The 17,396-nt window shown below is 50.4% G+C and carries 16 protein-coding genes; 13 read left to right on the top strand and 3 right to left on the bottom strand.

The annotated features are described in order from the left end of the window. Positions 1-9: 9 nt before the first annotated feature. Positions 10-528 carry a dihydrofolate reductase gene (locus B152_RS0120565; protein ID WP_020594343.1) on the top strand — a complete coding sequence of 173 codons (519 nt, stop codon included), beginning with the start codon at positions 10-12 and terminating at the stop codon, positions 526-528. Between the two features lie 7 nt (positions 529-535). On the opposite strand, the gene B152_RS24580 is transcribed toward B152_RS0120565, so the two are convergent. Beyond that, on the bottom strand, positions 536-1,312 hold the full coding sequence (locus B152_RS24580) for a DUF1194 domain-containing protein (protein WP_157231202.1): 777 nt from the start codon (positions 1,310-1,312) through the stop codon (positions 536-538). A gap of 268 nt (positions 1,313-1,580) precedes the next feature. Further along, a complete protein-coding gene (gene apbC / locus B152_RS0120555) occupies positions 1,581-2,690 on the bottom strand; it encodes an iron-sulfur cluster carrier protein ApbC (protein WP_020594341.1) in 1,110 nt (369 codons plus the stop codon). Between the two features lie 244 nt (positions 2,691-2,934). Between apbC and hflK the strand changes: the two genes are divergently transcribed. The 4 genes from hflK to B152_RS0120535 all read left to right on the top strand — a co-directional run bounded on the left by hflK (position 2,935) and on the right by B152_RS0120535 (position 6,916). Further along, positions 2,935-4,014, top strand: coding sequence for an FtsH protease activity modulator HflK (gene hflK / locus B152_RS0120550; protein WP_020594340.1), 1,080 nt, complete (start codon positions 2,935-2,937; stop codon positions 4,012-4,014). Positions 4,015-4,032: 18 nt separating this feature from the next. After that, positions 4,033-4,896, top strand: a complete 864-nt coding sequence (gene hflC, locus B152_RS0120545; protein ID WP_020594339.1) for a protease modulator HflC — start codon at positions 4,033-4,035, stop codon at positions 4,894-4,896. Positions 4,897-5,048: 152 nt separating this feature from the next. Further along, positions 5,049-5,237 carry a DUF2065 domain-containing protein gene (locus B152_RS0120540; protein WP_020594338.1) on the top strand — a complete coding sequence of 63 codons (189 nt, stop codon included), beginning with the start codon at positions 5,049-5,051 and terminating at the stop codon, positions 5,235-5,237. Between the two features lie 149 nt (positions 5,238-5,386). After that, complete coding sequence (locus B152_RS0120535; protein WP_169337444.1) at positions 5,387-6,916, top strand: DegQ family serine endoprotease; 1,530 nt, start codon at positions 5,387-5,389, stop codon at positions 6,914-6,916. A gap of 124 nt (positions 6,917-7,040) precedes the next feature. Here the strand turns inward: B152_RS0120535 and serB are convergent, their stop codons facing one another. Next, the gene (gene serB, locus B152_RS0120530; RefSeq protein ID WP_020594336.1) at positions 7,041-7,934 is read right to left on the bottom strand and encodes a phosphoserine phosphatase SerB; all 894 of its coding nucleotides are present in this window, start codon (positions 7,932-7,934) and stop codon (positions 7,041-7,043) included. A gap of 68 nt (positions 7,935-8,002) precedes the next feature. Here serB and miaA point away from each other — a divergent pair, with 68 nt between their 5' ends. The 8 genes from miaA (at position 8,003) to mrdA (ending at position 17,396) form a co-directional block, all read left to right on the top strand. After that, entirely contained in the window at positions 8,003-8,980 is a 978-nt protein-coding gene (gene miaA / locus B152_RS0120525) for a tRNA (adenosine(37)-N6)-dimethylallyltransferase MiaA (protein ID WP_020594335.1), read from the top strand. A gap of 133 nt (positions 8,981-9,113) precedes the next feature. Further along, on the top strand, positions 9,114-10,877 hold the full coding sequence (locus B152_RS0120520) for an acetolactate synthase 3 large subunit (RefSeq protein WP_020594334.1): 1,764 nt from the start codon (positions 9,114-9,116) through the stop codon (positions 10,875-10,877). Positions 10,878-10,970: 93 nt separating this feature from the next. Continuing rightward, positions 10,971-11,486 carry an acetolactate synthase small subunit gene (gene ilvN, locus B152_RS0120515; protein WP_020594333.1) on the top strand — a complete coding sequence of 172 codons (516 nt, stop codon included), beginning with the start codon at positions 10,971-10,973 and terminating at the stop codon, positions 11,484-11,486. Between the two features lie 67 nt (positions 11,487-11,553). After that, entirely contained in the window at positions 11,554-12,573 is a 1,020-nt protein-coding gene (gene ilvC, locus B152_RS0120510) for a ketol-acid reductoisomerase (RefSeq protein ID WP_020594332.1), read from the top strand. A gap of 347 nt (positions 12,574-12,920) precedes the next feature. Continuing rightward, on the top strand, positions 12,921-13,958 hold the full coding sequence (locus B152_RS0120505) for a rod shape-determining protein (RefSeq protein WP_020594331.1): 1,038 nt from the start codon (positions 12,921-12,923) through the stop codon (positions 13,956-13,958). Between the two features lie 134 nt (positions 13,959-14,092). Next, complete coding sequence (mreC, locus tag B152_RS24575; RefSeq protein WP_020594330.1) at positions 14,093-14,977, top strand: rod shape-determining protein MreC; 885 nt, start codon at positions 14,093-14,095, stop codon at positions 14,975-14,977. Continuing rightward, complete coding sequence (gene mreD, locus B152_RS0120495) at positions 14,974-15,486, top strand: rod shape-determining protein MreD (protein WP_020594329.1); 513 nt, start codon at positions 14,974-14,976, stop codon at positions 15,484-15,486. The genes mreC and mreD overlap by 4 nt, the downstream gene beginning before the upstream one ends. An 11-nt stretch (positions 15,487-15,497) precedes the next feature. After that, positions 15,498-17,396, top strand: a complete 1,899-nt coding sequence (gene mrdA, locus B152_RS0120490) for a penicillin-binding protein 2 (protein WP_020594328.1) — start codon at positions 15,498-15,500, stop codon at positions 17,394-17,396.

The following is a 17,396-nucleotide window of genomic DNA, read 5'->3' as shown; positions in this document are numbered from 1 at the left end:
AGGAAACCAATGACAATAATTTCCCTGATTGTCGCACACGGCAAAAACCTGGCCATTGGCAAAGATAATGCCATGCCCTGGCATATTCCTGAGGACTTGAAGTTTTTCAAAGCCCAGACTTTGGGGAAGCCTGTGATTATGGGCCGAAAAACCTTTCAGTCAATTGGCCGTCCCTTGCCTGGCCGGCCAAACATTGTTGTTACACGAGACAGCAGCTTTTCTGCCGAAGGTGTGACTGTTTGTTCCAGTCTGGATGACGCACTTAAGCGCGGTGAAGAGGATGCTGAATTTCTTGGTGGTGACGAGATTATGATTATTGGGGGGGCCCAGATCTATCAACAGGCCATTAGCTTGGTGGATCGTCTTTATATCACCGAAATAGATCTGTCTCCCGAGGCTGATACTTTCTTTCCGGCAACGGACTCACAGGACTGGGTTGAACATTTTCGCGAAAGCCGTCCAACTGAAGCTGCTGTTCCAGGCCATGCTTTTGTAATACTTGATCGTAAAACGGATGCGGGGCGCTAGTTGGGCCCTATTTGTTAGGAACCTGTTGCGGACTATAGTCAGAAGGTTCGACAGAAAGGGAAATCTCGGTTGAGCCGCTGATTTCCCGCTTCAGTTTTTCCTTCAGTGCAGGTCCGAAGTTTTCGAATTCTATTACTTCCATCAAGAAGGCGTTCGTTCCACCAATAACATTCTTGATGTAATAGGCATCCAGCCAGGCAGAAGGTGGGCCAAGGCCGTTTGGATTGGGGCGGGAAGACAGGACGGGCAGCCCATTAATGGTAATGCCCAGGGCGATAGCATCATCCCGGGCTTCGCGCACCTGTCGCCCATCACTATTCGGACCGTCCCCGGATATATCTATTACCAAGCGTTCTCCCAGATAAGCATTTCCGAAGAGCGAAACTATTGCCACATCAATGATGCTGCTGATTGAGGTTGAAGGTGCCGAGGTGATAGGTCGTGATGCCAAAGCGTCGGAGAATGCCCAGGCACTTTCGCGACCATCAAGTAAAGACCATCCAATAACCGTATGTTGGTACCTGCTTCCCGCCCATTCAATATAGGTTACGGCAACACGACCTCTTGAACCCGAAATAATGGCTTCTATGACAGCGGGATCGCGCAGGGCATCAATATATCCCTGGCGCTGAAGACTGGCCTCGTAACCATCAACGCTGTGGGATACATCAACTGCCAATACCAGCTCGAGATCAACCGCGATCGCTGGTTTGTCCTGTTTTCCCGGGAGGGACGGGAAGGGAGCGGGAGGTTGGTCCAAAGCTGCTGCCGGTTGGATGGCCAAGAATAGCCTTCCCAGAAAGAGCAGCAAAAACAGAGAGGTTAAAGAAGGAGTGACCATGGGACTTTAGTCTCGCGAGTTTGTCTCTTCCAAGACTATATCGAAAACGGGCTATTCCCAAATCATGCTTCCTATAATGCGAGTGACACTTTCTCAAGTGTGGTTAACAAGACAAAAGGCCGACAGAAGATCAGAAAGCCTGCTTGCTGTCCTTAATCTTCTATCGGCCTGTTATCTACAGATGACGGCTTTGATCAGTGCTGTAGTGAATTTATTCCATAGAGATCGAAGGTGATTTTCTGCCTGAGTTTTTCAGACTTTCCCAGACGCCATCTGCAATGGCAGCATAACGTTTACTGTGCTCACTATCAGGGGAGGAAACAACAATCGGCTCGCCCTCGTCACTGGTGGTTCTGATCTCGAGATGCAGAGGCATTTCACCTAGGAAGGCGCAGCCAAGGTTCTCGGCTTCCTTGCGGGCACCATGGTGCCCAAAAATATGAGCCTCATGACCGCAATTCGGACAGATGTAGACACTCATGTTTTCAATGATACCCAGGACCGGGACATCAACTTTTCGGAACATGTTGAGGCCCTTGCGGGCATCCAGCAGGGCAATGTCCTGTGGCGTGGAGACGATCACCGCGCCATCCAGAGGGACCTGCTGGGCCATGGTCAGCTGGGCATCGCCTGTGCCGGGGGGCATGTCAACCACAAGCAGGTCAAGATCACCCCAGACAACATCCCTCAGCATCTGTGTCAAAGCGCTTTGGACCATGGGGCCACGCCAGATCATCGGCGTATCTTCCGCGACGAGGAAGCCGACAGACATACATTTGATACCGTGGCGTTCCATTGGCAACAGTGTCTTTCCGTCTGGGGAAGAGGGGCGACCAGTAATGCCCATCATGCGGGGTTGAGACGGCCCATAAATGTCGGCATCCATCAGGCCGATTTTTAATCCCTTTTTTGCAAGGGATAATGCAAGATTGATTGCGGTTGTCGATTTGCCAACGCCGCCTTTGCCACTTGCGATGGCGATGATGTGCTTAATGCCCTCTATCTGTAGTTTGGCCCCAGCTGCTGCTTTTGGTTTTGACGGGGTCTCTGCAGGTTTATTTTGGGCTGCCTGATTATGGGCAGTCAAGATTGCGCTTACGGAAAGTACACCGGGCAGGGCATGGACAGCTTTTTCAGCCGATTTGCGGAGAATTTCCATGTCTGCAGCACGGGCAGGATCGATTTCGATGGAAAAACCGACATTGCCTTCCTTGACTACCAGGCCGGAGATCATGCCGAGTGTAACAATGTCTTTTTTGCTTTCCGGTTCGATAATTGTACCTAGAACCGTGAGAATTTCTTGTTCCGTAATGCGACTCATCCTTGAATTCCCCATAACTTGGACAATATGTGCAGGTACTGTTAATTTTGTTCCTGACTGGTTATAAAGTGTTATGCCCCCTTTATATGGTAGGGTCCATGACAAAGATAAGGTGAAATTGACGCACACCGGAGCGGATTTGTGGGTTTTTCTGCGAATGAACGCTTGAAAAGCAGGTGCTTTTAGTGACAGATTCAGGCAAATTTCGGTTGTACTCTTAAAATGTTTAACACAGGGAAAATAGATGCCTTGGGAAAATAAAGGTTCTGGCGGCGGTGGTCCATGGGGCAGCGGCAGTGGCGGCGGTAATGGTGGTGGACATCGTCCACCGGACATAGAAGACATGATACGCAAAAGCCAGGATCGGATGAAAGAAATGATCCCGGGTGGCGGTAACTTCAGTGGTAAAGGCTTTGTCTTTATTCTGGCTGTTGTATTGCTCTTCTGGCTTGGCTCCGGTTTTTACCGGGTGCAGCCGAACGAACAGGGGATCGTCCTACGTTTTGGTCAGTGGACCAAAACAACAGAGGCTGGTCTGAACTGGCATCTACCCTATCCGATTGAAACGGTTATGACCCCCGAGGTTACAACCATTCATCAGATCAATATTGGTTTCTCCTCTTCCAACACTGGCGGTCGTTTGACCAAACGGGATGTCCCGGAAGAGAGTCTGATGCTGACCGGGGACCAGAATATCATTGATATTGATCTGACCCTTCAGTGGAAAATCGCAGAGCCGGGAAAATTTCTTTTCAACATCAGGGATCAGGAAGCAACAGTTAAAATTGCAGCTGAATCCGCCCTGCGTGAAATTATTGGGCAGACTGATATTCAACCGGCCTTGACCGAAGCTCGTGATAAAATTCAGACTGAGACCCGGGTTCTTCTGCAGTCCATTCTTGATCAGTATGAAGCCGGTATTCTGATTACTGAAGTTCAGTTGCAGAACGTCCAGCCACCTGAAGCTGTTATTGATGCTTTCGATGATGTTCAGCGGTCCTTGCAGGACCGGGATCGTGCTCGTAATGAAGCTGACCGCTATCGCAATGATATTCTGCCTCGTGCCCGTGGTGAAGCTCAGAAGCAAATCCAGGAAGCTGAAGCTTATAAAGAGCGGTTGCTGAATGAAGCGACTGGTGAAGCGGATCGTTTCCTTTCTGTCTATAAGGAATATAAACAGAATCCGGAAGTGACCAAACGGCGGATGTATCTGGAGACCATGCAAAAAGTTTTCCAGAACACGGACAAGGTTATCCTCGGTACAGGTGAAAGTAATGTTCTTCCTTACCTGCCGCTCAATGAACTTCGTAAGAACAGCCAGTAAGCGCGGGAGAACAGGAATATGAATAACAAAATTACTCTCGGTATTGGTGCTGCACTGCTTTTGAGCGCTTTTGTCTCAAGCATGAGTCTCTTTACAATTTTCCCTCATGAACAGGCGATGGTTCTGGAATTCGGTAATCCCCAGAAAACCATCCAGAGCCCTGGCCTCTATTTCAAACTGCCCTGGCAGGATGTGCAGAAATATGAAAAACGCGTTCTGAACCTGGACCCTCCAGTAGAACGTATGATCCTCTCAGACCAGAAACCTCTGCTGGTTGATACCTTTGCGCGCTATCGCATTGAAGACCCGCTGGCATTTTTCACGACCGTGCGGTCTGAAGAGGGTGCCCGGGCCCGTTTGGGAACAATCATCAACGCTGGCCTGCGTGGTGAACTTGGTAAAGCAACTTTGAGCACGGTTCTTTCTCAGGAAAGAAATATCTTTATGCAGAACGTGCTGCGGCATGTGAACACCCAGGCTAAACGTTTTGGTATTGATGTGGTGGATATTCGTATTCGCCGTGCTGATTTGCCAAACCAGACCAGTCAGGCGGTGTTCAACCGGATGAAGACTGAACGTGAAAGAGAAGCTGCCGAGTTCCGGGCTCAGGGTTTCGAGCAGGCCCAGCGGATCAAATCGACTGCGGATCGTGAAGCGACGGTTATTACAGCCGAAGCCAAGAAAGAGTCCGAGATCCTTCGTGGTCAAGGGGATGCGGCACTGACCAAAATCCTCAACGATGCCTATGGTCAGGATCCTGAGTTTTTCAAATTCTACCGCTCCATGCAGGCCTATGAAGCATCACTTGATAAAGGAACCTATATGGTTCTCTCTCCTGACAGTGATTTCTTCGAGTTCTTCAACGGGGTCAACCCGAAGTAGTCTTTGATGAGTAACTTTCAAAAGGTATTGTTTCGGATATATACCTTTTAGGCAAAAAACGGCGATGTCTTTACTGGCGTCGCCGTTTCTTTTTATGGTATCCCAGAAACAACAGGAATAACCGATCAGGTTATTTGATATACAGGGTTTAAATGACGGATTTTTTGACAGCGCTCGCCCTGGTATTGGTGATAGAAGGAATTTTTCTGGCACTTTTCCCCCATCGTGTAAGGCAAGTACTTACACTGTTGGACGAGATGCCTCCTGAAAATCTCCGTCGGGGTGGTCTGATCTGCGCCGTGATCGGTGTTGGCCTGGTCTGGTTCCTTAAAACGGTATGACTTTGTCCGGTTGATTGTCACCAGAAGGTCACAATTACGCCCCTTTCGTCGCGCAGCCTTGAAAAATGAGGCTTCTTGATCTTCACAAGATCGTGCCCAGATTTATTGTTGATCGCCACAAGGCGAGAAGAGCATTGGAGAGAACACAAATGAATGTAAGAGCGAGACGGAGAGATCGTCAGACACAGGGACAGTCCTGTGTCGCGATGGCAGATCGATCTTCCTATCAACCTTTGGCCCAGTGGCTTGTCGGTTCTGCCGTGGCGCTTGGGTTTGTGTGTCTGTCATTCGCGGTTCAGGCCCGTTCAGCACCGGAAAGCTTTGCTGATCTGGCAGAAGAGCTCTTGCCGTCAGTTGTCAATGTTGTGACGACCCAGAATGTTGTGCCTGATGAACGTGCCGATGGTGGTGAACAGATACCTCAGGGCGAAAATTTTGAAGAATTTTTCCGGGATTTTCTTGAACGTCGCGGTGGAGGGCAACCGCAACAACCCCGTCCAGGCGGAGCTCAGGGATCAGGTTTTATCATTGACGCGAGCGGATATATTGTCACAAACCACCATGTGATCGAAGGTGCAGATGCGGTCACTGTGCGTATGCATGACGGAGCTGTTCTTGATGCCAAGATTGTCGGAAGCGATGAAAAAACCGATCTGGCGCTTTTGAAAGTTGATACAGAATTGGAGCTGCCCGCTACCAAATGGGGCGATTCTGATAAGTCGCGAATTGGTGACTGGGTTGTTGCAATCGGAAACCCCTTCGGCTTGGGAGGCTCTGTCTCTGCTGGTATTATTTCTGCCCGTGCCCGCGATATTAACTCTGGTCCCTATGATGACTTCATCCAGACAGATGCCGCAATAAACCGGGGCAACTCGGGTGGCCCCCTGTTCAATATGGATGGTCAGGTTATCGGGGTGAATACCGCGATCTACTCTCCTTCCGGAGGGTCAATCGGTATTGGCTTTGCTATTCCTTCTGCCATGGCAGAACACGTGATCCAGCAGTTGCGGGAAAGCGGAGAAGTCAAGCGGGGCTGGTTGGGTGTGCACATCCAGACCGTGACTGAAGAACTGGCCGAAGGATTACGTCTTGATGAAGCTTCGGGGGCCCTGGTTGCCTCTGTTGCCAAAGATGGCCCTGCCGAAAAAGCGGGTATCCTCCAGGGCGATGTTATTCTCGAATTCAATGGCCGAAAAGTTCCTGAAATGCGCAAGCTGCCGCGCATGGTTGCCGAAACACCAATTGGTCGTGAGGTTGATGTTGTTGTCTGGCGCAAAGGGGAACGGAAAACCCTGCAGGTGGATCTCGGCAAGCTGAGCGATGATGTGGTCGCGGCTGTTGCTCCTTCCGGTCAGGTTGAAGAGACGCCAAAATCAGACAAGGTCGAAGACCTCGGATTGTTTCTGGGGACGCTGAATGATGATGTTCGTGAACGCTTCCAGATCGGTGACATTTCCAAGGGCGTGGTTATCACAGATGTGGTGCAGAACAGCAGTGCCGCCGAGAAAAACCTGCGTCCAGGTGATGTTATTGTCGAGGTTGATCAGGAAGAGGTGAGCAAGCCGGATCAGGTTGCTTCACTTGTGACACGGGCCAAGGAAGCCGGTTTTCGTGTTGTGACACTTCTGGTTTTCCGCCAGGGCGAATACCAGTGGGTCGCTGTCAAACTTGATTCGTAAGGCAAACTAAACCGCACTTGCGTTAGCCGCACTTGCGTTAGCCGCACTTGCGTTAGAATGCATAAAAGGGGTGCCGATCCATGCACCCCTTTTATTTTGTCTTTAGGGAAGGGCTGTATTTATTTCAGCAAAAATCTTCTCGTCGATAACCCTGGTAAAACAGCGCGGCCTGATGATCCGTGTGATTGATCAGGAAAGCTGCTGTTTTCTGCACAATCGGTTTGCTGTGATAGCCGATCCCCATGCCAACAGTCGAGAGCATGTCGAGATCGTTTGCACCATCGCCGATAGCACAGACATTTGACAGGGTGATGTTCAGCTTGCTGGCCAGATCTTGCGTTGCTTCCAGTTTGGCTTCCCGTCCCAGGATCGGTTCGCTGACCTGTCCCGAAAGACGACCATTTTCGATCAACAGGGTATTTGCCCTGTCTTCATCAAAATGGCAGAGATCTTTTATTTGTGACGTGAAATAGGTAAAGCCACCTGAAACCAGTGCGGTATAGGCACCGTGTTTTTTCATGGTTCTGACAAGGATATCAGCGCCGGGGTTAAGGGTCATCAGGCCGGACAGTTTGGCAAGTTCTGTTTCATCGATCCCCTTGAGCAAGGCGACACGTTCGCGCAAGGAGGCTTCAAAATTCAACTCACCACGCATGGATTTGTGCGTGATAACGGCAATTTCCTCGCCAATTCCCTGCCTGAGAGCGAGTTCATCAATCATTTCTTGCGGGATGATTGTGGATTCCATATCAGCGACCAGCAGGCCCTTGCGGCGTCCAGCCGGAGACTGCACGGCAAAATCAATTCCGGTGCCGAGCAACTCTGTTGACAACAGCTCTTTGGTTGCCTGTATTTCCTGAGCATCAAGGAAGATATCACAGGCCTCCCCTTCTGACAGCCAGTCTTCAGCTTCAAGTATAGCGCCGTGGGTCACAAGACAGCGTGAAAGGGACTGGATGAGAGAATGGTCAACGAGTGACCCGGCTGCTGGACCGACGAGGGTGGCGACAAGACGCATGGAACTGTGTCCTCTGATGCTGATTTGTTTTGTGGCTCTTTAGCCTGCGCTATAGTAGGAAGCTAGGAATGAATGTTAAAGCAGAGAAAACACTCGTGATCAATGACAAGCCTCCCGTGGTCGTTATTACCGGGCCGACAGCAAGTGGAAAATCTGCTTTGGCTGTCGAGGCGGCATTAAAGCTCGGTGGTGAAATTATCAACGCGGACTCAATGCAGATCTATCAAGAGCTGGATGTTTTGACTGCGCGTCCGGATCAGGCTGCACTTGCGCGGGTTCCGCATCACCTATACGGCGTACTCTCCGGCGCTGTGCGTTGCTCGGCTGAGCAGTGGCGGGGGCTTGCGATCCAGGAAATCGAAAAACTTCATAAAGCGGGAAAAGTTCCAGTTCTCGTTGGCGGGACCGGGCTTTATATTCGCGCCTTGGAGAAAGGGATTGCCCGTATTCCCGCTATCCCCGAAACGGTCAGGCTTCAGGGGCGAGAAAAGCTGGCGCAGATGGGAGGGGAGGCATTCCGATCACTGTTGGCCACACTTGATCCGGCAATGGCTCAGAGACTTCCTCCGGGAGATAGTCAGCGTTTGGTGAGAGCCTGGGAAGTCGTCTCTTATACCGGGAGATCTATTCTCGCATGGCAACAGGATGCGCAGGAGTCTGTACCGGAGTATAATTTTATTCGGTTCGCTATGATCCCCCCACGAGAAGAACTCTATGATAACTGTAATAAACGTCTTGAGCTGATGCTGGACCAGGGGGCGCTTGAAGAGGTCGAGGCGCTGGTCAAGCAGGAGCTTGATCCGAGTTTGCCATTGATGAAGGCGCTGGGGGTGCCGGAACTGGCCAGTTATCTTGCTGGAACCCTGTCCAGAAGTGAGGCAATCTCGCAGGCGCAACAAAGCACGCGTCGTTATGCAAAACGCCAAATGACCTGGATAAGAACACAATATAGTGACGCAAAAATCATAAATGAGAAATATTCGGAAAGTTTAAGGGGTGAATTTTTTAATTTTATTCGCCAAAGCGGCTTGACCCTCATAAATTAAGAGGCTAGCTTTCGCGCTCGCAAACTCGTTCGGCGGTCCTGTTCTCGAACAGCCTGTCGGCTTCTCTTGAGGATTGGTCTCTGGAGGCGAGGATGCAGATTATTAAACTGCCAGTGTTTGAGAGGAATAACCAATGGCGACCGAACAGTTGACCGGCGCGGAAATCGTGATCAGAGCCCTGAAAGACCAGGGTGTGGACACCGTGTTTGGCTATCCTGGCGGTGCAGTGCTCCCGATTTATGATGCCCTTTTTCTCCAGAACGAAGTGAAACACATTCTCGTTCGTCAGGAAGGTGGTGCGGTGCACGCAGCGGAAGGATATGCGAGATCTACTGGTAAGGTCGGTGTGGTACTGGTGACATCCGGTCCCGGCGCGACCAATGCTGTCACCGGTCTGACCGATGCGCTGATGGATTCCATTCCCCTGATCTGCCTGACCGGGCAAGTTCCAACGCATCTGATTGGCAATGATGCTTTTCAGGAAGCAGACACGACCGGGATCACCCGGCCTTGTACCAAACACAACTACCTGGTTCGCAATGTCGAAGACCTGCCACGTATTATGCATGAAGCATTCTACGTTGCCCAGAATGGGCGTCCTGGCCCGGTTGTTATTGATTTGCCCAAGGATGTCCTGCAGCTCAAGAGCGAGAACTATCTCACGCCTGATCAGGTTAAACACCGCAGCTACCGTCCACAGGTTGATGGCGAGGAAGAGCAGATTGAAAAAGCGGTCGAGGCGCTTGCAAAATCAAAACGTCCGATTTTCTATGTTGGCGGAGGCGTCATCAATTCGGGCGATCGGGCAACCGAGCTTTTGACTGAGTTTATCCATCTGACGGGTGCTCCTTGTACAACAACCCTTATGGGGTTGGGTGCCTTTCCGGGCAGTGACAAACAGTTTCTGGGGATGCTGGGTATGCATGGGACATACGAAGCCAACCTGACCATGTATAACTGTGATGTTATGATGAATATCGGGGCACGTTTTGATGATCGTGTAACAGGGCGTCTTGATGAGTTTTCACCAGATTCGATCAAGGTTCATGTCGATATCGATGCCAGCTCAATCAATAAAAATGTTATGGTCGACATTCCTGTTATTGGTGATGCTGAACGGGTTCTTGAGGCTATGATCACGCTTTGGAAAGAGCGTAAATATAGTCTTGATAAAAAACAAATGAAAGCCTGGTGGGGTCGCATTAATGAATGGCAGGCCAAAGATTGCCTGAGCTATGTTCAGGATGGTCCTGTGATCAAACCGCAACATGCAATCAAGCGCCTTTATGAGCTGACCAAGGACCGCAAACCCTACATCACCACCGAGGTGGGGCAGCATCAGATGTGGGCAGCCCAGTACTTCAAATTTGAAGAGCCCAAAAAATGGATGACGTCTGGTGGGCTTGGAACGATGGGCTACGGCTTGCCAGCAGCAGTTGGCGCACAGCAGGCGCATCCGGGAGAGCTGGTCATTGATGTGTCGGGTGAAGCATCTTTCATGATGAACATGCAGGAACTTTCGACCATCGCTCAATATAATCTGCCGGTGAAAGTTTTTATTGTAAACAATCAGTGGATGGGGATGGTGCGCCAGTGGCAGCAGTTGTTGCATGGCAGCCGTTATTCCGAGAGCTATTCGGATGCTTTGCCTGATTTTGTGAAACTGGCTGAGTCCTTCGGGTTGGTCGGGATGCGCTGTGAAAAAGCAGAAGACCTTGATCGGATGATACAGGAAATGATTGACTGTCCTCATCCTGTTCTGTTCGACTGCCTTGTCTCACAGGAAGAAAACTGTTTCCCGATGATTCCTTCAGGTGCTGCACATTATGAAATGTTGCTGGGGCCGGATGATTCTGCAGCGAGACCTATTTCTGATGAAGGAATGGTGCTGGTCTGATTAGGAACATCCCTCCGGGAAGGATACTGGTTTGCTGCTCTGGTTGAGCGCGAGCCGTTCGTTTTGGTTTAAATAGATTCGGGATTGCCTCCAATGGCACCAATGGAATATCTGATTGAAAGCCGTACCATCGCGGTACTTGTTGATAACGAACCGGGTGTGCTTGCCCGGGTTATCGGTCTCTTTTCGGGACGCGGTTATAACATCGAGAGCTTGACGGTGACCGAGGTTGATGCTGCGCACGGTCTCTCCCGTATTACTGTCGTGACGTCCGGTACAGCCCAGATCCTTGAGCAAATCAAGGCCCAGCTCGGCCGTCTTGTCCNGGTTCACCGTGTCAGTGATCTGACCAAGGAAGGTACTTGTGTCGAGCGGGAGCTGGCTCTTATCAAAGTGGCCGGTGCTGGAGACAAACGTGTGGAAGCTTTGCGTATTGCAGATATTTTCCGCGCCCGTGTTGTTGATTCCAGCCATAGTCATTTTGTTTTTGAATTGACTGGCAAGAGTGACAAGCTGGATGTTTTTGTAGACTTAATGCAGCCTTTGGGATTGATTGATGTCAGTCGGACCGGGGTTGTTGCGATTTCCCGCGGAGCAAAAGCGCTCTGAGCGAGATGGATACCCACTTTTTCTGTTTGAAATAGCTGCTGAAGCTACTGTTAGGAAGGAATAAGCTATGCGTGTCTATTATGACCGTGATGCGGATGTGAATCTTGTTAAAGGCAAGAAGGTTGTAATTGTCGGTTATGGTAGCCAGGGGCATGCCCACGCCAATAACCTCAAGGATAGTGGCGTTAAAGACGTACGTGTTGCGTTGCGCTCCGGTTCTACTTCTGCAAAAAAAGCAGAAGCTGCCGGTTTCCAGGTGATGTCTGCTGCTGATGCAGCTGCCTGGGCTGATGTAGTGATGATCCTGACCCCAGATGAAAATCAGGCGGCTCTTTATCGGGACGATCTGGCCGCTAACCTGAAAGAAGGCGCTGCAATCGTTTTTGCTCATGGCCTGAACATTCATTTCAACCTGATCGAGCCTCGCCCCGACCTTGATGTGTTTATGGTTGCTCCAAAAGGCCCTGGACACACCGTTCGTGGTGAGTACCTCAAGGGGGGCGGTGTTCCCTGTCTGATCGCTGTACACCAGGATGCTTCCGGTAATGCCAAGGAAATCGCTCTTTCCTATGCTTCTGCAATTGGTGGTGGTCGCTCTGGTGTGATCGAAACTTCCTTCCGCGAAGAGTGCGAGACCGATCTCTTCGGCGAGCAGGTTGTTCTTTGTGGCGGCCTCTGCGATCTGATTAAAGCTGGCTTTGAGACCTTGACCGAAGCTGGTTATGCGCCGGAAATGGCATACTTTGAGTGTCTGCATGAAGTGAAGCTGATTGTTGATCTGATGTATGAAGGTGGCATGGCCAACATGCGCTATTCGATCTCAAATACTGCTGAATTTGGTGATTATGTAACGGGTCCACGGATCATTACAGACGAAACCAAAGCAGAAATGAAACGGGTCCTTGCTGACATTCAGTCAGGCCGTTTTGTCCAGAAATTTGTTCTCGACTGTCAGGCTGGTCAGCCAGAGCTGAAAGCAACCCGCCGCCTTAACGCAGAGCATCCGATTGAAGAAGTCGGGTCACGCTTGCGTGCGATGATGCCATGGATTGCATCTAATAAACTGGTGGATAAAGAAAAGAACTGATTGTTCTTTTTTCAAAAAACGAAAAAGGCGAGCCGGAAGGTTCGCCTTTTTCGTTTGTGATGTTTCTCCGAGTTCATATTTGAATTATCTGATTTATTGCCCGGGTGGCCTTATTTTAGCCGAGATAGTATTGAAATATTCAAAGAGTTGCCGCCCAATTACATTCTGGCTTTCACTCTATGGGAAAAGTGTTATTGTGTCCGACCATCGGGACCTTGTGTCTCGTGGGGGGATTCTGTGACTTTCTCCAGTTATATCGGGGCGCGGCCTTGCAAGATTTTTTGTGAGGGGGTATCCCTTGCATTACTGTATGTTTCTGACGTTTGATATTTAGGGATAGCTAATTCATGGTCTCTTTGTTTGGCATGTTTTCTACCGATATGGCCATTGATCTCGGTACAGCCAACACTTTGGTGTACGTAAAAGGACGCGGGATTGTTCTGAATGAACCCTCCGTTGTCGCAATCGGCGAAAAAAAGGGTAAGAAACATGTTCTTGCCGTTGGTGATGAAGCCAAGCTTATGCTTGGACGTACACCAGGCAATATCCAGGCTATCAGGCCTCTGAGAGACGGGGTCATCGCTGACTTTGATGTCGCGGAAGAAATGATCAAGCACTTCATTCACAAAGTTCATGGGCGTCGCTCCTTTGCGCGTCCGCGAATTGTTGTTTGTGTTCCGTTCGGATCGACAGCTGTTGAACGTCGTGCAATTCAGGAATCAGCTGAAAGCGCAGGGGCTCGTGAAGTTCATCTGGTCGAGGAGCCGATGGCTGCTGCGATCGGGGCCGGGCTGCCTGTTACAGAGCCAACGGGCTCGATGGTTGTGGATATTGGTGGTGGTACGACGGAAGTCGCGGTTCTCTCGCTGGGCGGAATTGTCTATTCCCGGTCCGTACGTGTTGGTGGTGATAAAATGGATGAAGCGATTATCGCTTATATCCGCCGTAATCATAACCTGCTGGTCGGTGAAGCTTCTGCTGAGCGTATCAAGAAAGAAATTGGTTCTGCCTGCCCGCCAGAAGATGGCGAAGGCATGACAATGGAAATCAAGGGGCGCGATCTGATGAACGGCGTTCCGAAGGAACTGATCATCTCTGAGCGTCAGATTGCCGAGGCCCTGGCTGAGCCGGTTGGTGGTATCGTCGAGGCAGTCAAGGTTGCGCTTGAGCACACAGCCCCTGAACTTGCTGCTGATATTGTGGACAAGGGAATTGTCCTGACTGGCGGCGGCGGTTTGTTGCGCAATCTTGATTACGTCTTGCGTGCTTCAACAGGGCTCCCGGTTTCTATCGCGGATGATCCCCTCAGCTGTGTTGCTATGGGAACAGGACGTTGCCTTGAAGACTGGAAAACTCTTCAGCACGTTCTTATTCAGATGTACTAACCCCAGAATTAAATACATATAAAAAATACTCTGACGATTGAAAGGTTTTATTTAACCTTTTGAGGCATAGTATGTAGAGTAGATTCAAAGGTTTGCGTGGTTAACACCCCGCAGTTCTGTGACAGGAGCAGGATTTGAGCAAGAGAGTTGGTGCTATCAGTCATGTAACCACACCGGTTCGTGCGTGGCTTCAGGGCTCGGCCTATGCTGTTCTTCTCGTCTTTGCTATCACGCTGATTGTTCTCGCAAAAACCGGTAATCCTGGTGTGGAACGCATTCGTTCCGCTGTGACGGATGGGGCTGCGCCGCTGATGGAGCTCGCGACCAGGCCAGTGGTTGTTATCAGTGATACCATTGAAACAGCACAAAATTATGTTGCGCTTAAATCCGAAAATGAGGAATTACGGCGCCAGAATGAGGCTTTGAAGCGTTGGCAGCTTGTCGCGGTCAAGCTCGAAGGTGAAAATGCTGCATTGAGGGATGTCCTGAATGTCGCAGGAGAGAGTAAGCCCGACGTCGTGACGGCACGGATTGTTGCCGATCAGGGGGGGGCGTTTGTTCGCTCTGTTGCGATCAGTGCCGGGAGCCTTGACGGCGTTCGTAAAGGACAAGCGGCAATGACAGGGCTTGGCCTGGCAGGACGCGTTTCAGAAGTCGGACGTCACTCTGCCCGTGTTGTACTTCTGACGGATATCAGCAGCCGTGTACCTGTCTTTGTGGGCAAGGCTCGGTATCGCGCTATGATGGTGGGGAATAACTCACCTTTTCCTGCCTTGTTATATCTGGATCAGGATGCCTCTATTATCCCCGGGGATACAATCTATACCTCTGGTCATGGTGGGGGATTTGCACAAGGTCTTCCTGTTGGTGTCGTTCATTCAGTTGCCGAGAAAAAAGCGATAAAGGTCCGTCCTTTTGCGGATTGGGGACAGATTGAATTTTTACGCCTCGAAGACTATAACCTAGCAGAAAATCTGGATGTCCTCTATCGAGACAGCGGGGCCGGGGAGCCACAGTGAGCCCTTCTTTCTGGCAACGTATTGATGGTGTCGCCCGTGCGGCCTGTCCTTTTACGATTTCACTGCTTCTGATTATCCTGGCTCTGGTGCCGCTCCAGATTCCGCATCTCGCCACGATCATGCCATCTCTGTTGTTGATTTCGGTTTTTTACTGGTCATTGTATCGGCCTGATCTCATGCCGGTTTGGGCGGTTTTTGTTCTGGCGGTTATTCAGGATTTACTCTCCGGTTCGCTGCTGGGTGTTGTCCCATTTATTTTACTTTTTTTCTGTATAGCGCTGAACGGGCAGCGTAGACTGTTGGTTCACGCATCTTTTTTGATGCTGTGGATCAGTTTTTCTGTTCTTTCAAGTCTTGCTCTTGCATTGCAATGGTGTCTGATCTTTATATTGGAAACGGGTACCCCGGATTACAGACCGGTACTTTTCCAAAGTTTAACAACAATAGCTGTATATCCCGCTTTTTCATGGATGTTTGTTCTGATTCAGCGGTCACTTCTTAAGGGTTAGGATCGTTCTCTATGCCGATGGTTCATGAGGACCAGGACCGTCACAAGGGGTTTACCCGGCGGGTGCTGATGCTGTCTTGCGGGAAAGTTGCTCTGCTTTCCGCGCTTGTCGGGCGCATGTATTATCTACAGGTGATCGAAGCAGAAAAATACAAGACCCTTGCAGAAGACAACAGGGTAAATCTTCGGCTGCTTCCCCCACGGCGCGGAAAAATCCTTGATCGCTTTGGTGTTGAGCTTGCCGGAAATCAGCAAAATTTCCGTGTGGTTGTGGTAAAGGAACAGACACCGGATTTGATCGCGACGCTTGATGCGCTATCCCTTCTGATCAAACTTTCCGAACATGACTACAAACGGGTTTTACGGGATGTAAAACGAAAAAGAGCTTTTGTACCTGTTACGGTGAAGGACAACCTCAGCTGGGATCAGGTCAGTAGTATCGAAGTTAATTCTGCTGATTTACCTGGCGCGAGTATTGAAGTTGGAGAGACGCGGTTCTATCCCTTTGGCGCTGATATGTCTCATATTCTCGGGTATGTTGCGGCTGTGTCCGAGGCCGAGTTAACTGGTGATCCCTTGCTTGAGCTTCCAGACTTCCGGATTGGTAAAAACGGGGTAGAGAAATTTTATGATCAGGAAATGCGTGGCCAGGCTGGCACCAGCGAGTTTGAAGTCAATGCCTATGGGCGGGTCATTCGGGAGCTGAGTCGCAAGGAAGGCGCGAGTGGTCGGGAAATGATCCTGACGATTGACGCTGGGTTACAGACTTTTGTGCAACAGAGACTGATGAGCGAACTGTCGGCAGCAAGTGTTGTGATCGATATTGAAAATGGTGACATTCTGGCTATGGGGTCGGTCCCGGCCTATGACCCCAGTGCTTTTAATCTTGGCTTGAGCTCTGCGCAGTGGAACAGTCTGATTAACGATCCCTTGTCGCCCTTAACCAACAAGAGTATTTCCGGGGGATATGCTCCTGGATCAACTTTTAAGATGGCTGTGGCGCTAGCTGCTTTAAAAGAAGGAATCGGTGCTCATACGCATACAGCCTTCTGTCCAGGTTTTATGAAACTGGGAAATTCGAAGTTTCATTGCTGGAAGAAAGGTGGTCATGGTCGCGTCAACATGATCGAAGCTTTGCAGTATTCCTGCGATGTTTATTTTTACGATGTTGCGCGCCGCATTGGTGTCGACAATATAGCTGCTATGGCCAACCGACTGGGGCTTGGCGAGAAGGTTGGAATTGATTTGCCGGGAGAGAAGCCTGGTGTAATTCCTACCAAGGCCTGGAAAGAAGCCAACATTGGAGAAAGTTGGCAGGGCGGGGAAACTCTGGTTACCTCTATTGGGCAGGGCTTTGTTCTTACGACGCCTCTGCAGTTGGCTGTCATGACTGCTCGTCTGGCCAGTGGGCAGAAAAAAGTCGTGCCGCGCCTGGCCAGAGGTTATCGGGAAGGGGGGCAGGCTTATGGCTTTGCACGTTCCGAGTTTGAAGACCTGGGTATACCAGAAGAACATATCAGAATAATCCACCAGGGAATGGATGCTGTATCCAATCATCCACGTGGAACAGCCTATCGATACCGGATTAAGGAAGAGGGATGGGAACTTGCGGGTAAAACGGGTACCGCACAGGTGCGACGGATTACTCTGGCGGAACGTCAGGCAGGTGTTTTCAAAAATGAGGATTTACCTTGGCGCAGACGTGATCATGCTCTTTTTACTGCTTTTGCGCCGGTTGATAAGCCACGTTACGCTTGCTCGGTTGTGGTTCAGCACGGTGGAGGCGGCTCGACGATTGCGGGGCCGATTGCCAGGGATATCTTGAGGGAAACACAGCGGCGGGACCCGGCTCGGGCTGCAGCGATCTCTTTGAAACCCCGAAGCGGATCAGATAACACAGGTGACGTGTAG

It is taken from the genome of Kiloniella laminariae DSM 19542 (genome assembly GCF_000374005.1).
Lineage (GTDB): Bacteria > Pseudomonadota > Alphaproteobacteria > Kiloniellales > Kiloniellaceae > Kiloniella > Kiloniella laminariae.
The sequence above is the reverse complement of the archived record's forward strand: the minus strand, read 5'-3'. Positions and strand labels throughout refer to the sequence as shown.

What these genes read in the sequence shown, in the direction of transcription:
- B152_RS0120565 (WP_020594343.1), top strand. Translation starts at nt 10, where the DNA reads ATGACAATAATTTCCCTGATTGTCGCACACGGCAAAAACCTGGCCATT.
- apbC (WP_020594341.1), bottom strand. Translation starts at nt 2,690, where the DNA reads ATGAGTCGCATTACGGAACAAGAAATTCTCACGGTTCTAGGTACAATT.
- hflK (WP_020594340.1), top strand. Translation starts at nt 2,935, where the DNA reads ATGCCTTGGGAAAATAAAGGTTCTGGCGGCGGTGGTCCATGGGGCAGC.
- hflC (WP_020594339.1), top strand. Translation starts at nt 4,033, where the DNA reads ATGAATAACAAAATTACTCTCGGTATTGGTGCTGCACTGCTTTTGAGC.
- B152_RS0120540 (WP_020594338.1), top strand. Translation starts at nt 5,049, where the DNA reads ATGACGGATTTTTTGACAGCGCTCGCCCTGGTATTGGTGATAGAAGGA.
- B152_RS0120535 (WP_169337444.1), top strand. Translation starts at nt 5,387, where the DNA reads ATGAATGTAAGAGCGAGACGGAGAGATCGTCAGACACAGGGACAGTCC.
- serB (WP_020594336.1), bottom strand. Translation starts at nt 7,934, where the DNA reads ATGCGTCTTGTCGCCACCCTCGTCGGTCCAGCAGCCGGGTCACTCGTT.
- miaA (WP_020594335.1), top strand. Translation starts at nt 8,003, where the DNA reads ATGAATGTTAAAGCAGAGAAAACACTCGTGATCAATGACAAGCCTCCC.
- B152_RS0120520 (WP_020594334.1), top strand. Translation starts at nt 9,114, where the DNA reads ATGGCGACCGAACAGTTGACCGGCGCGGAAATCGTGATCAGAGCCCTG.
- ilvC (WP_020594332.1), top strand. Translation starts at nt 11,554, where the DNA reads ATGCGTGTCTATTATGACCGTGATGCGGATGTGAATCTTGTTAAAGGC.
- B152_RS0120505 (WP_020594331.1), top strand. Translation starts at nt 12,921, where the DNA reads ATGGTCTCTTTGTTTGGCATGTTTTCTACCGATATGGCCATTGATCTC.
- mrdA (WP_020594328.1), top strand. Translation starts at nt 15,498, where the DNA reads ATGCCGATGGTTCATGAGGACCAGGACCGTCACAAGGGGTTTACCCGG.